The organism is Lunatimonas sp., assembly GCF_020832325.1.
In the GTDB taxonomy this organism is placed as follows: Bacteria; Bacteroidota; Bacteroidia; order Cytophagales; family Cyclobacteriaceae; genus Lunatimonas.
In genome coordinates this window covers 50,898-64,971 of record NZ_JAFIEU010000040.1, presented here as the reverse complement: position 1 = coordinate 64,971, position 14,074 = coordinate 50,898, and the positions used below count along the sequence as shown (strand labels likewise).

Annotated in this window: 11 protein-coding genes; all 11 read left to right on the top strand. The window is 46.8% G+C overall.

Annotation, left to right across the window (positions count from 1 at the left end; genetic code table 11):
* The 11 genes from JJU34_RS14420 (at position 1) to JJU34_RS14370 (ending at position 13,979) form a co-directional block, all read left to right on the top strand.
* Complete coding sequence (locus JJU34_RS14420; protein WP_228693090.1) at positions 1-1,506, top strand: RagB/SusD family nutrient uptake outer membrane protein; 1,506 nt, start codon at positions 1-3, stop codon at positions 1,504-1,506.
* Between the two features lie 225 nt (positions 1,507-1,731).
* Positions 1,732-2,769 (top strand): ThuA domain-containing protein, encoded by a 1,038-nt coding sequence (locus JJU34_RS14415; RefSeq protein ID WP_228693089.1) that lies wholly within the window; start codon positions 1,732-1,734, stop codon positions 2,767-2,769.
* A gap of 12 nt (positions 2,770-2,781) precedes the next feature.
* Entirely contained in the window at positions 2,782-3,636 is an 855-nt protein-coding gene (locus JJU34_RS14410; RefSeq protein ID WP_228693088.1) for a sugar phosphate isomerase/epimerase family protein, read from the top strand.
* 45 nt (positions 3,637-3,681) lie between these two features.
* Positions 3,682-4,506 (top strand): sugar phosphate isomerase/epimerase family protein, encoded by an 825-nt coding sequence (locus JJU34_RS14405; protein ID WP_228693087.1) that lies wholly within the window; start codon positions 3,682-3,684, stop codon positions 4,504-4,506.
* 5 nt (positions 4,507-4,511) lie between these two features.
* Entirely contained in the window at positions 4,512-5,315 is an 804-nt protein-coding gene (locus tag JJU34_RS14400; protein ID WP_228693086.1) for an alpha/beta hydrolase, read from the top strand.
* Between the two features lie 42 nt (positions 5,316-5,357).
* Positions 5,358-6,497, top strand: a complete 1,140-nt coding sequence (locus JJU34_RS14395; protein ID WP_228693085.1) for a VCBS repeat-containing protein — start codon at positions 5,358-5,360, stop codon at positions 6,495-6,497.
* 219 nt (positions 6,498-6,716) lie between these two features.
* Complete coding sequence (locus tag JJU34_RS14390; RefSeq protein ID WP_228693084.1) at positions 6,717-8,291, top strand: calcineurin-like phosphoesterase C-terminal domain-containing protein; 1,575 nt, start codon at positions 6,717-6,719, stop codon at positions 8,289-8,291.
* Positions 8,292-8,423: 132 nt separating this feature from the next.
* Complete coding sequence (locus JJU34_RS14385; protein WP_228693083.1) at positions 8,424-8,744, top strand: Rieske 2Fe-2S domain-containing protein; 321 nt, start codon at positions 8,424-8,426, stop codon at positions 8,742-8,744.
* 108 nt (positions 8,745-8,852) lie between these two features.
* Positions 8,853-12,824 (top strand): hypothetical protein, encoded by a 3,972-nt coding sequence (locus JJU34_RS14380; protein WP_228693082.1) that lies wholly within the window; start codon positions 8,853-8,855, stop codon positions 12,822-12,824.
* Positions 12,825-13,165: 341 nt separating this feature from the next.
* Positions 13,166-13,768, top strand: a complete 603-nt coding sequence (locus tag JJU34_RS14375) for a sigma-70 family RNA polymerase sigma factor (protein ID WP_228693081.1) — start codon at positions 13,166-13,168, stop codon at positions 13,766-13,768.
* Positions 13,743-13,979 (top strand): hypothetical protein, encoded by a 237-nt coding sequence (locus tag JJU34_RS14370; RefSeq protein WP_228693080.1) that lies wholly within the window; start codon positions 13,743-13,745, stop codon positions 13,977-13,979. Before JJU34_RS14375 ends, JJU34_RS14370 begins: the two co-directional genes overlap by 26 nt.
* Positions 13,980-14,074: the final 95 nt, after the last annotated feature.

The following is a 14,074-nucleotide window of genomic DNA, read 5'->3' as shown; positions in this document are numbered from 1 at the left end:
ATGAAAAAGTACATAAAACATATCGCTAGAACAATGATCATGGGCCTCGTGTTGGTCTCTGGATGGTCCTGCGCCGATTTTCTGGAAGAAACAGACAAATCGAACTTCACACTTGAAAATTATTTCACTCGGCCTGAGCATGCCACGAGCGTGGTCAATACCATCTATGCGGGCTTACCACCGATTATGGCAAGTGGTTTTGGAGGTGGGCCTTGGATGATGCTGGAGTTTGCAACAGGTTTGGCAGATACGGAACTTGGGCAAGCTCAGAACAGCCTTTTTGTGCGTTCGCTGATCAATAACTCCGATAATGGCTACGGACAAACCTATTGGACCACATATTATAGGGGCATTCAAAATGCGAATTTGGCAATCGAAAAAATTCCAGATATTCAGATGGACCAAGCAGCAAAAAACCGGCTGCTTGGAGAGGCTCGCTTTTTACGTGCTTACTATTATTACCATCTCGTTCGAATTTTTGGCGAAATTCCATTGATCACGGGTGTTATTGATCTTGCCTCGCCCGAAATGTACCCTTCACCCTCACCGGTGGAGTCAGTTTATGATTTGATAGTGGAGGATCTTACCTCTGCTGAGACATCTGGCTTGCCATTTAGAGAAGGAACTGGTAGGGTATCCATGGGAGCAGTAAAGAGTATGCTTTCCAGTGTTTATTTGACAATGGCTGGCTATCCCTTGCAAAAAGGGTCTCAGTATTATCAGCTCTCGGCGGCGAAGGCAAAAGAGGTGATAGACTCCGGACAATTCTCTTTATTTCCTCGATATACCGATCTGAATACGGTTTCACTGAAAAATCAAGGGGAGTTTATCTTTATGATTCAGTATGCGGCCTTTATCCAACCCAACACGGTACAACAAGCGATTTTGCCCTACAATAGAGGGATCAGTCAGTACAATGCGGAAACCGGTGGAATCTTTGCGAATGCGGATTTTGTAAGGTCTTTCGAGACAGGAGATAAGCGAACCGAAGAAAAGCAATTTTTCTTTACGGAATATACCCTTAGGGCAGACAGGAGCCAAGTATTGCAATTGGGCGATTACTACATTTGGAAGCATTTTGACGAAGAGGCACAGCTAGTCACCACCAGCAGCGGCATGAATTGGCCGGTGTACCGCTACGCCGAAGTGCTGCTCACCTATGCCGAAGCACTTAACGAGGCTAACGGGCCCTCTCAAGCAGCGTACGATGCTGTGAATTTAATCCGGAGAAGGGCTGAATTACCTGACCTTGAGGGATTGTCCCAAGATCAGCTGCGCCAGGCGATTTGGAAGGAAAGGTGGCATGAACTCTGTTACGAAAACAAAACCTGGTTTGACATGGTACGTCTGAGAAAAGCCATGAACGTTTTTACCGGCGATTTCGAGGATTATGTAGGACACCAGTTTTCTTACGGACCGACCGTGACCTCCAGAGAACTTTTGTTTCCAATTCCAACTGCGGAAGTACGGAACAACACCAATCTGAGACAAAACCCCGGATATTGATCGAGGTGGTGAATAGATGAAATCCACGGAGGCAGACTTGGTTTGCCCCCGTGGATTTCTTTTCTTTACTGCTGGGCAAACAGATTAGGTTTCGTTGCCTCAAAAAAAAGAATTATGGAATCTACCCAAATTCCAATATATTAACCGATGATTTGGGTAAAGGAAACCAAAAGGTTTTCATGCTTTGCCTCAACTAATCATCTTACTAACCTAAATATAGAACGAATGAAAAACCTACACAGGGGAGTCTCAACTTCCCGCCGTTGGATCATGCTTGCATGTGTGATGCTGCTCATAGGAAGCGTAAGTTACGGACAACATGGAGAAATGTGGCTGGAATACTCGGGAGGACAAGGCCCTGGAAAGGGCAAAACGGTCGTTTTGATCAGCGGTGACGACGAGTACCGATCCGAAGAAGGGATGCCCATGCTGGCAAAGATCCTTAGCACCCATCATGGGTTCGATACCAAAGTGCTATTTGCCATTGATCCGGAAAAAAAGGAAATAATCCCCAATTATAAAAGCAATATTCCAGGGCTTCACTTTTTGGCCGATGCGGATTTGGTCATCATGCTTATGCGCTTTAGGGAGCTGCCGGATGATCAGATGAAGTTTATCGACGACTATGTACAGTCTGGAAAACCTATCATTGGCCTACGGACGTCCACACATGCCTTCAACTACGGAAAGGATAACCAAAGCAAATACCGAAAGTACCATTGGATGGCCAATGAGCCAGGCTGGGAAAAAGGGTTTGGAAAGAAGATTCTGGGTGAAACCTGGGTGGCGCACCATGGCCACCATGCCGTGGAGGGAACCCGGGCGATGATAGATGGCGTATCTCATTCTTCCAAACATCCCATCCTTCGGGGTGTAAAGGATATCTGGGTAGCTTCCGATGTGTATACCGTCAATGGCTTGGGTGAGGATGCACAGGTGCTGATGCACGGCGCAGTGACCCACGGAATGACAGCAGATACGCCGGTGAATTGGGAGAAAGCCCTCATGCCGGTAGCTTGGATTCAAACCTATACCAGCGACGCAGGGAACACAGGAAAAGTTTTTACGTCCACCATGGGGGCCTCTGTGGACCTGGAAAGTGCTGACCTGCGAAAATTAGTCGTCAACGCGGCCTACTGGTGTCTCAACATGTCGCACCAAATTACAGAGACCACAAAGGTAGACTACGTGGGCGCCTATAACCCAACCATGTTTGGATTTGATAACTGGAGAAGGGGCATGAAAGTAGCCGACTTCAAATAAAAGGATAGCAATATGAAGAACAAAATTGGATTCAATGTACTGGCTTGGTCTGCCGCCGTTTCCGACGACCTCAAACCGATTATTGACCGATTGAAAACAACCGGATACGATGGGGTGGAATTTTTGGTGGGAGCGCCAGATGAGCAGGCCTACAAGCGCATAGGAGATCACGTAAGAAGCTTGGGGATGGAAACCACCACCGTATTTGTATTAGGCCCTGATGAAAACCCTATAGACCCGGATGCAGGAGTCAGGGCAAAGGCATTGGATAAGATCAAGTGGACCATAGACCGTTCCTACGACCTTGGAGCAAAACTGATATGTGGTCCTTTTCATTCGGCATTTACCGTATTTGCCAAGCGCGCTCCGGAGGAATCGGAGTATGAGCGTAGTGCGGAGGTGCTCCATAAGGCCGGTGACTATGCGCAACAGGCGGGCATTCTTTTGACACCTGAAGCCCTCAACCGATTCGAATGCTACCTGTGCAATACCATGGACCAACTGATTCACCTATTGAAGAAAGTAGACCATCCCCATGTAAAGGCCATGTTTGACACTCACCATGCCAACATAGAAGAAAAGAAACTTGGCGATGCCATTCGCAAGATAGCGCCTATGTTGGGCCACGTGCACATTAGTGAGAATGACCGCGGTACCCCTGGATCCGGCCATGTGCCATGGGACGATGCATTTTCTGCCTTGGCCGAAGTGGGCTTTGACGGGTGGCTGACCATCGAGGGTTTTACCCGCAATGACCCGGATTTCGCAAATTCCATTGGCGTGTGGAGGGAGTTTTCCCAGCCTTGGGAGATGGCAGAAAACGGCTTGAAGTTCATCAAAGAGATGGGTGCCAAGCACGGCCTCTAATCCGATAATCCTAGAAAATATAATCTCAAACTAACGCTTGACACAATGATGAAATTACCATTCCGTTTTGGAGCAGAAGTATATACTTGGTTTATGGCTGGCAATGGGGAAACCCATAAGGGTCAGCTGGCACATATGATTGACATTATTGCCGACGCAGGGTTTACCGGCATACAGCCTATTTTTACCTGGATGGGGCCGCTCTCTGACCCGAAGCTGCTGGCAGACAAGTTAAATCAGCGAAACATAGACCTGGCTGCCGTGGCGCTGGCTTTGGATTGGAACGGTGCAAAGGAAACCGACGAAGAGCGGCGCATAGCGGATGATGCCATCAGTATGTTGGAGCAGTTTCCAGGTTCGGTGTTGTGCACGGTACAAATACCTACCGGACGGCACGATTTGGTAAGCAGACGTAAAAGTTTGACATCCATTGTGAACGAAGTTTCGAAGCGGGCAGCAGACCGCGGTGTGGTTAGTAGTTTTCACCCTAATTCACCCCACACGTCCATTACCCGTACCGAGGAAGATTATCAGGTCATCTTGGAAGGATTGGATGCATCCGTCACCGGTTGGTGCCCGGATGTAGGCCATATCATCAACGGCGGAATGGATCCATTGGCCAAAATGAAGGAATACCAGTCCCTGATCAATCATGTACATTACAAAGATTGGGACGGCAATCCAGAGTTTACGTTGATGGGGAATGGAAAGGTGGACCTGGTGGGAATCACCCAATGGCTGAAAGATATTGCATTTCCAGGTTGGATCATCTGCGAGGATGAGGGGCAGGAGGCCTTGGAGGATCCGGACTTTGTAACTCTCCACGATGGAAAGTGGATACACGAAACCTTGGTCAAACAACTAACCTAAGTAAGATGCCGACTGTAAACGCAAACGGAATAGATATTTACTATGAGACCCGGGGTAGTGGTGAGCCTCTACTGCTCATCATGGGGATCACCGCTCCAGGATCGGTGTGGGAGAAGCATACTGCAGCATGGGAAAAGGATTTTACCTGTATTCTAATGGATAACCGGGGAGTTGGCCGGTCGTCAAAGCCCGTGGGACCTTATTCTACTGCATTGATGGCAGATGACTGTGCCGCGTTATTGGAAGCCTTGGGCATTTCCCAAGCCCGTGTTGCCGGAGTTTCTATGGGCAGTACCATTGCGCAGCAATTGGCGATTCGACATCCTCACAAGGTAAGGTCAATGGTCTTGATGTGTCCTTGGGCCCGCTGCGACAACAAGGCCAAGGCAATTTTCGAACTGATGGTAGATTGTAAGGCTCGCTTTAGGCCGCAGGAGTTTAGCCGTTTTATTCAGCAGTTAATTTTTTCCAAAGCCTCTTGGGATGATCCGGGCACTTTCCAAGCCATGTTGGAGGATAGAGAGGGTGCTGCAAACGACTCCAATCCTCAGCCCCTACTCGGGCTGGAAGGACAGGCTGCGGCCTGTATAGAACACGATGTGTTGAAGCAGCTTGGGCATGTACAGATACCCACCTTTGTCGTAGGTGGCGAGGCCGACGAGTTTACACCCAAGTGGATGACTGAGGAGGTAGCAAAGGCTATTCCCGGGGCGGATCTCCATATTTATCCCAACAGTGGACACGCCTTTCATTGGGAAAATTTGGAGGACTTTAATCAGCGAGTTGGCCAATGGTTGTTACAAAATTAACTAGTCCGTAGTGGACGTATTTCAAACCCAAAATCACCAAACATGCACACGCTATCGCTCATCATCCCCTTTTTCGCTCTTTGGTTTGCAACTCAAGATAACCCGCCAAAGCATGTTACATTCAAGAAGCAGCTGATTGCAGCAGAGAGCGCTGAATCCGCGGGAGTGTTTGATGTGAATGGAGACGGACATCTGGACATCGTTTCCGGCAGCTACTGGTACCAAGGGCCGGACTTTAAAAAGAAGCATTTTATCGCGGTTTTTGATCGGGTGGGTGAATACTTTGACGATTTCTCCACCATTCCCATGGATGTCAATGGCGATGGCCACATGGATTATATCACCGGGGGCTGGTTTGGTGCTACTTTGGTTTGGATGGAAAATCCGGGTAACAACGGTGCCTGGAAGACCCACGAGATCTACAAAACTGGCAACATAGAAACAACCCGTGCCTGGGACGTAGACGGTGACGGTCAGTTGGAGATTGTTCCGAATACACCCAACAAGCCGCTTGCTTATTATAAACTTGTCCGAGATGCAATGGGCAAGGGGACGGGTACCTTTGAGCGTGTGGAAGTAGCTGCAAACCATGGCCATGGATTAGGATTTGGAGATATCAACGGCGATGGGAGGGGAGATTTTATCCTGGCCAACGGCTGGCTGGAGGCACCCGAAGATCCCCGTTCCGGTCCTTGGAAGCTGCATGAGCATTTCAACCTAGGTTCAGCGAGTATTCCTGTGCTGGTGCAGGACGTCAATGGAGATGGTCTAAATGACTTGATAGTGGGCCAAGCCCACGATTATGGACTGGATTGGTACGAGCAGCGTCAAGATGGTCAAAGTCGTTCCTTTTTGAAGCACCCCATCGATCCCTTTCATTCCCAGTATCATTGCTTAGAATGGGCAGATATCGACAATGATGGTCAGATGGAGTTGGTGACCGGAAAGCGCTATCGAGCCCACAATGGAAACGACCCCGGTGGTCACGATCATTTGGGTATGTACTATTTTAAGTGGAACGGGGAGTCGTTTACAAAGAATGTCATTTCCTATGGACCATTCGGGGAGGGTAAGGGCTCCGGGATTTACTTTGCCATTGCAGATGTGAACCAATCCGGATTTTTGGATATCGTAGTAGCTGGTAAGGACGGCCTCGCGGTTTTTTACAACGAAGGGCGTTAAGCTTAACCTAATGTTCACACAAACTTTGCACACGCGAATAGGTACCTGCGTAGATTTGTTTTTGTATCGTCTGAAGTAATTATCCTGCCTTCTGTTTGGTCGGTACGCACCTACGGTGAGTAAAATAATCATCCGGCAGGATTCTTCAGCATAGCACTTCGGGTTGGTTTACCAGATATGCCACACAGGTTCGATAGAAACAACAAATTACTAAGTCATATGCAAAAAATATTTTCTATTTTTCTGATTATGTTGGTGTGGCCTGCTTTTTCGCAACAGGTCGCCACGGGGTATGTGTACGAGGATCTCAATCAAAACGGCAAGCGGGACCGGAGAGAAAAGGGAATTGCGAACGTTTCTGTCAGCAACGGAACGGATGTGGTCCTGACCGACGGACAAGGCAGGTATTCGCTCGAGGTTGGAGAGGACAACATTCTTTTTGTGATAAAGCCCAGCGGTTACTCGGTGCCCGTCAATGATGCGAACCAACCCCAGTTTTACTATATCCACAAGCCTTCCGGCTCACCTGCTACCAAGTATCAGGGAGTTGTACCCACTGGGCCACTGCCCAAATCCGTGGATTTTCCGCTGTATGCAGCAGAAGAGCCAACAAACTTTACCGCGTTGATTTTTGGGGATTCCCAGCCATATACCACCCAAGAGCTAGCTTTTTTTCAAAAGTCCGTGGTTGAGGAGGCTAAAAATGAAAAACAGGCAGTCTTCGGGTTGACACTCGGGGATCTGGTGGGGGATGACTTGGACCTGCATCAGCCCTATATTCATGTCATGAAAGCGATGGGTTTGCCTTGGTATAACCTAATGGGAAACCACGACATGAATTTAGATGTAGACCGGGATGAATGGAGCGATGAGTCGTTTGAGGCAAGCTTTGGACCAGCCAATTATGCGTTCAATTATGGAGGCGTTCATTTTATAGTGCTCGATGATATCCTGTATCCCGACCCCAGGGACGGACAGGGATATTGGGGCGGTTTCCGGAAAGATCAACTTGATTTCGTGCAAAACAACCTAAGGTTTGTGCCCCAGGATAAGCTCGTCGTACTGGCCTTTCATATTCCTCTTTTTCATGTTGACGAAATCTCCTTTCGAGACAGCGATAGACGTCGGCTTTTTGATTTACTGAAGTCCTATCCGAATGTGTTGGCCATGTCTGCCCATACCCACCTGCAGCGCCAGAATTACTACACCGCAGAGGACGGGTGGCACGGTGAGAAGCCTTTTCACGAATTTAACGCAGGTACCACCAATGGAGACTGGTATTCTGGCAAATTGGATGAAAACAACCTCCCGATTTCTACGATGCGGGACGGAACCCCCAAGGGCTATACCCGTTTGAAAATAGTAGACAACAGCTATCAGTTGGAATATCAGGTATTGGGTAAGCCGGCGGATTATCAAATGCACGTGTTTCATCCGCAGGTGGTTGCTAATAACCGGGGGACTCAGGCAGGGATTTTTGTGAATTTCTACATGGGACACCAGGATGATCAGGTGGAGTATCGAATCAACGGGGGCGATTGGAGACCCTTGGTTTGGGTGGATGCCGCAGATCCGGTATTTGTCAAAGAAGTGATGGAGTGGGACACGGCAGATCAGTTAATGGCTGGGAGAAGGCCCTCAAACCCGGTTAATAGCACACACCTATGGAGGGGCAGTATGCCAACAAATCTCGGAAATGGATCCCATCAGATTGAGGTAAGGGCTACGGACCGGTCAGGAAAGGTTCATACGCACCGCAGCACCTACCGAATAGCTGAACCGGTTGCCTTTTGAACGAAACGAGGTGAATCGGATGTTCCGTGTGGCTGGAGTACCGGCCACACCTTTTTTTGTTTGTTCCCGATCTAGGCCGTCCCGGTCTTTGGTGAGGGACATGCAGTGACCGCAATGAATATTTAAAAACAGATGAAGGAATATAGGTTGGGAAATAGTCGCGAAGGGGTGATTTCCCTCTTCCCGGAGCGCACCATCAAGCAAGTATCGTTGGGTGATCAAAAGGTTTGCGTGGCGAGAATCGGCGAGCGATTTTTCGCTTTTGAGGGGCTCTGTCCACATCGTATGGCGAGTCTTAGCGAGGGTTGGATCACGGCATTTGATGAGGTAGTATGCCCACTTCATCAATACCGGTTTGAGTTGGCATCGGGGCGGGTGTCCTCCGGTGATTGTAGGGAATTGATTTGCTTTAAAGCAATCCTCGATGATGGAGGCTTACTGATTTACCTTTGAAAACATTTGTTTTTTTCAGTTTATTTAGAAGTTAAATACGGTGTTATATTTTTTTGTAAAATAAAGTTTTTCTAAATTGATCTCGGTTTCGTATCAGCTGTTGTGCCAATGAAATTCCGGGATCTACGTGTATGGTTGTATGTGTTTGGGCTAACGGCCTTGGTAGCCATATACCTGTATCAGCAGTCCATGAGTCACAAGAAGGAGTTGGAATCCCAATCCATCAAGGCAGTTGTACTTGGTAAGAATAATCTACAGGCTACCTTTCATAACTACCACTTACAGCTCGATGAATACCTCAGCCGAAACTACCTGGCATTGACCGGTGGGTCATTGGCTGATCAAGCTGCACAAATTGCCGCTATTTTTGATAGCAATCCCAAATTTCAATTACATCAAATTCAAACGTTATCAAGAAAAGAGGCTGCGGAAAAGCAATTCGAGGGCTTGCAAAGCCGAGTAATTTTGCGGGATAGTTCTTCAAGCATGTTGGTGGAGAACTATTTTTTTGATTTAGAGGGGAAGGTTTCCGGAGGTAACCCGGGCAGCCGATTTTTTGTGACGGAATCGTTGATTGAAGAACGATTAGGGGTTTCATTTGATTCCAACCCGAAAGATGGGGGAGAGAGAAGCCTGAAGTTTTTGGTGGAGCACGAAGTGCCCTTTTTCCGGTTGATGGAGGATAATTTGCCCTTAAGGTTTTTTGATAGACTATTTTTGTTGGATGCCAGTGGGGTAGTAGTTTATCCAAGTGAATACAGAGGTACTGCATTGCTCGACCCCGCGACGGTTGAAAGCCATTCATCGATCGGTCCTGAAAATAATGCAGAGGTGATGAAGGCGGGAGAGCTTATATTTCAGATGAATCTCGGTAGTGAGGAATTTGAAGCCTTTATGTCTCCTTGTTTGCTAGCTGGGGGTCACTATTTTTTATTGGGGCTGAAAGAGCGATCCCAATTCCAACGGGCAGCTTACCGCATCGATTTTGGCGTACTGAGTGTGTTGGTATTGGTACTGGTACTGGTCTTGTTTGGTATTCCGATTATCGGGATTTTTAGCTTGAGTGCCGGAGATGTGCTCAGCAAGGGGAAGGTAATGGGTATTGGATTGTCTCTGATATTTTTGGCATTGGTGGCAGGTTATACCTTGGCATTTATTCAGAATCAACGTACCTCCGAGCTGGATGTGGAGCTGCTTAACGAATTGGAGGGAGATATTTCAGCGCAGTTTCAGCACTATTATTCCCTCCTCCAACGCTTTTCTGTTGCGGAGAATCAGGATGATGTGACGAAAGATACCCAAAACCAGCTTCCAATTAACGAATACATACAATTTGGAACCGATGGCTTCATTCGAAAGCTGGGCGTACCAGGGACTGGGATGATGGGGCTGGGCGACCAATCCTTTATCAGCATCAAACAGAGAGATTATGTGATAGAGTCCAAACGCAATCCCTCGAAAGCCTTCTTATCGGCTCATTTTTCCAATGCTACCGGTGCATTGGAGGGCGTAGTCAGTTTGTTCCAAGATGAAATCGGTAGTGCGATTACGTTCGATGTAGGTTCGTTAGTGAGTAGCGAAATGAATAGGAACCGCTTTTTTGTGTTTAAGGAGGATGGAAAGGTAATCATGAAAAGTACCGGAATGGAAATGCCGGTAAACCGTCTTCAGGATGCTATTGACGAGGGTGTTTGGTCCCGCATTCAGACACTGTTGGGAAACAATGCGGAAAGGCATCAGAAGCGAAGCTGGGAGATGCCTCTCTATGTCAACGGGCACGAATACCAGGCCATTTTTAAGCGGCTGTCATTTGATGGGTTTTCGTCGTCGGTATGGGTAATGTACTTGGTGGACAAGAGTCTGCAAGATTCGCTGTTCATTTTGACAACGTTTGAGACATTGGCATTTTTGTTTCCGTATTTGTTGCTACTTGGCTTGCTGATTTCCTTTGTGTTTTTAGCTCGATTGCAGCCGATCTATCTGCGCATGCGGGAGTTTTCGTTCGACTGGTACCGACCCGCTCCATCAAAGAGAAATCAATATTTATATGCCAATTACCTGTTGGCTTTTCACATTATCGTTTTTCTGTTTGTGTATTTGGTCATTCCTCTGACCTTGTTTTCCATTTTTCTTTGGTCAGCGCTATTAGCTATGAGTGCCAGTATATGTAATTTTGTGCTGCTGTTTCCCGATACAAAAAGAGGGCTTGGCACCCGGGAGTTTAATTTTCTGGCTCCCGCTTTGTTTGTTTTCCTCCTGCTAGCCATAGGATTGGTGTTTCTAAATGCTTACGCATTGGATCAGAATTATTTTTATTGGGGAATGCTCATGCTGTTTTTATTGGTTTTTGCGGTGATACTTTGTTTTGTGGCTTCGGGGATGGGGAGGATGCCAAAGCTTAAGCCGGACTTTAGTGGAGAGATCAAGGGTTGGAAGAAGATACATTTCCAACTTACCAAGATGTGGAACTTTATCACGCAGCTTCAAGTGGAAAAACGTATATTTTCTCTTAATTTTTTGCTCTGGATCATTGTTCTGGGTTTTTTGCCGGGTTATGCGATTCATCGTCAGGTGTTTGTGCAGGAAGTGTACATCTGGAAAAACCCCGTGGGCGGGGGAGCCAAACCATCGGGCATACAGCAGGTTTCCGGCTTTTACCAAGATTTAATCTCCGTCCACGAACAGTTGAGGCGGGTGAATTTCAGCCGGCTTACCTACCGCTCGGATGAGGAGTTAAGCAGGTTTATTGCCCCGGACATTCGTGCGGTGGAGGCTTCTTTTATGCGACCCAAGCAGGTGTATTACGGGGTTGATCGCTCCGTGCAATCGGCTTCCATCGCCGAGGTTGTTTTTCAGAAAATTGGGCAGACCCCGGTGCTTTTGTTAACCACGATCCTGTTATTTGGACTGTTTTTTAACTTAATCATGCGGGTCAGTAAACGGATATTTCTTGTAGACTATTTATTTCCGGTACAGAATAAGCGGCTACCCTCCGCCTGTATCAAGCGAAAGTTTACTTTTGTAATTGGCTTGGACAATAAGAAAATAAGCAAATGGATCCGTTACCATTTCCTGATAAATAGAGACCGTTTACTGATTCTTTCCGCTACCTCGGATGAAAGTTCCTGGCCAGAGGAAATGGAGGATTGTCAAGCTGTTTTGTTGCAAAACCTCCATGGTTTGGACAGTGCGTCGGAGGTACTGGAAGTTTTGGAGCGGTTTAGAGACAGGTTTTTTGGCCGTAGTTTATTGCTCTTTATTTCTTCCGGTCGATCCATTCAGGACATTATCCAAGAGGGTGCCAGCGAAATGGAAGTGTTGCGTATAACGGAGATCATGAAACCGTTTCTGTTTTACATCGTCCCACTTAATTTCCACCAAGAGGTATTGCTGCTGCCTCACGATATAGGGGATTGGGCTTCCATGTCCGAAGAGCATAGGCAGGGTTTTCGTCGGAAGGTAAAGTCGCCGCTTTTCAATGACCCCTTGGTAGCAGGGCTTAGTGAAGAGTTAATTTATGGGGAGAACAATACTGCGCTGGCCTGCCTCATTACCGATGAACTGTTGGAAGAGTCGCTGGAAAGCAGGATTTCGCAGGACCGCTACGAAAAGTGTATCCTCTCTATTCAGCGGTACAACAAAGCCTTCTTTATCAACGTGTGGTCTAAGCTGAATATGAGAGAAAAGAAGCTATGCTATTACTTCGCATCGGAAGGATTTATCAACTATACCATGCGGGATGTAATGGCATCCCTGTTGCAAAAAGGTGTTTTAAGCTTGAATCCTACCCAGGATCGGTTGCGTCTTTTTTCGGTTTCCTTCACCAATTTTGTACTAGCCAACACTGCCGAAAAGGAAATTGAAGCATTTAGGAGGGAGGAAAAAGCGAAGGGAACTTCCAGACTGGTACAGGCTGCTGCGATTAGTTTTGTGTTCATTTCGGTGTCTGTGATTGGGTTTTATGACCCCAATATACTCGATCGTAGCGTCGCTTACGTGAGTGCAGCCATAGGTCTTTCCGGCACGATTTACAGTTTTTTTCACAAAGGCTTCAAAAGCATGTGGTCCGGAGATTCTTAGGTCTGGTATGATTATTGTTTCCCACATACAGTTGAACTTGCGTGCTTCATTGCCAGTCTTCGTTTGTTTGGGGAATACTATTTTTGAGGTCCTGATTATCAGTTTATTGTTTGGTCAGCGAAGTGCCTTTTGCGAGGCAGGTGATGCCTACTGATTCCCATGCATACGTTTGGCTGCCTTGGAGCGTCTCGTTTCGATAAAAGCTGAGTTTATACAAAAAAAATGAAAATAAATTGCTATGTTTAATCCTATTCGATACATTTGGTCGGATAGTACGGATAACTTTCACCTTAAACAAAGCAATATGGGAAAAAACTCTACGTTATAAAAAAGTCAGATTTATGAGTAAAAGGGTAGGACCTAAAGACAGCGAACTTATTGCCCAATATAGAAACGGTAGTGAAGCAGCCTTTGAACGATTGGTGGATAGGTACAAGTCCAGAGTTTATTCGACTATCTTGATGATAGTGAAGGATCAGGGTGTGGCGGAAGACCTTTTACAGGATGTTTTTGTGAAGGTAGTACAGACACTCAACTCAGATAAATATAACGAAGAGGGTAAGTTCCAGCCTTGGCTGATGCGCATAGGGCACAATTTGGCCATCGACCACTTTAGGAGAGCGAAGCGTTATCCCTCCGTTGTCATGGAAGATGGGTCCAACGTGTTCAACACGCTAAATTTTGCCGAGGAGAATGTAGAAGATCTAAAGGTAAAAGATGAAACCTACGAGATGATAAGGAAGTTGGTAGAAGAGCTTCCGGAAAATCAGCGGCAGGTGTTGATCATGCGGCATTACATGGACCTAAGCTTTCAGGAGATTGCCGAACAAACGGGAGTGAGTATCAACACAGCGTTGGGGCGCATGCGATATGCTTTGATCAATCTAAGGAAGAAACTTAAACATATTAATATAGCCTATGACAAAATCTTTTACCCAAAATGATCTGATAAGGTATATTTATCAGGAAATGTCAGCAAGTGAAAGCGTGGAGTTTGTCCAGGCACTTCAGCTAGATCCGGTTTTGATGCAGGAGTATCTAGATCTGTTGGGGTCCTTGGAACATCTCGACCACCTTTTTAGGGAGCCCTCCGAGCGGATAGTTGGTCAAATCAAAGGCATGGCCCGGTCATCCAAAGGATTGGAAAAAGTATAAAAATAGTAGCAGCTAAAGCATTCGACCTGTTAACTTTGATTTGGAAAAGTTAGCAGGTTTTTTTATTTGCCTGCTACAAGGCTTGTGTATGAATC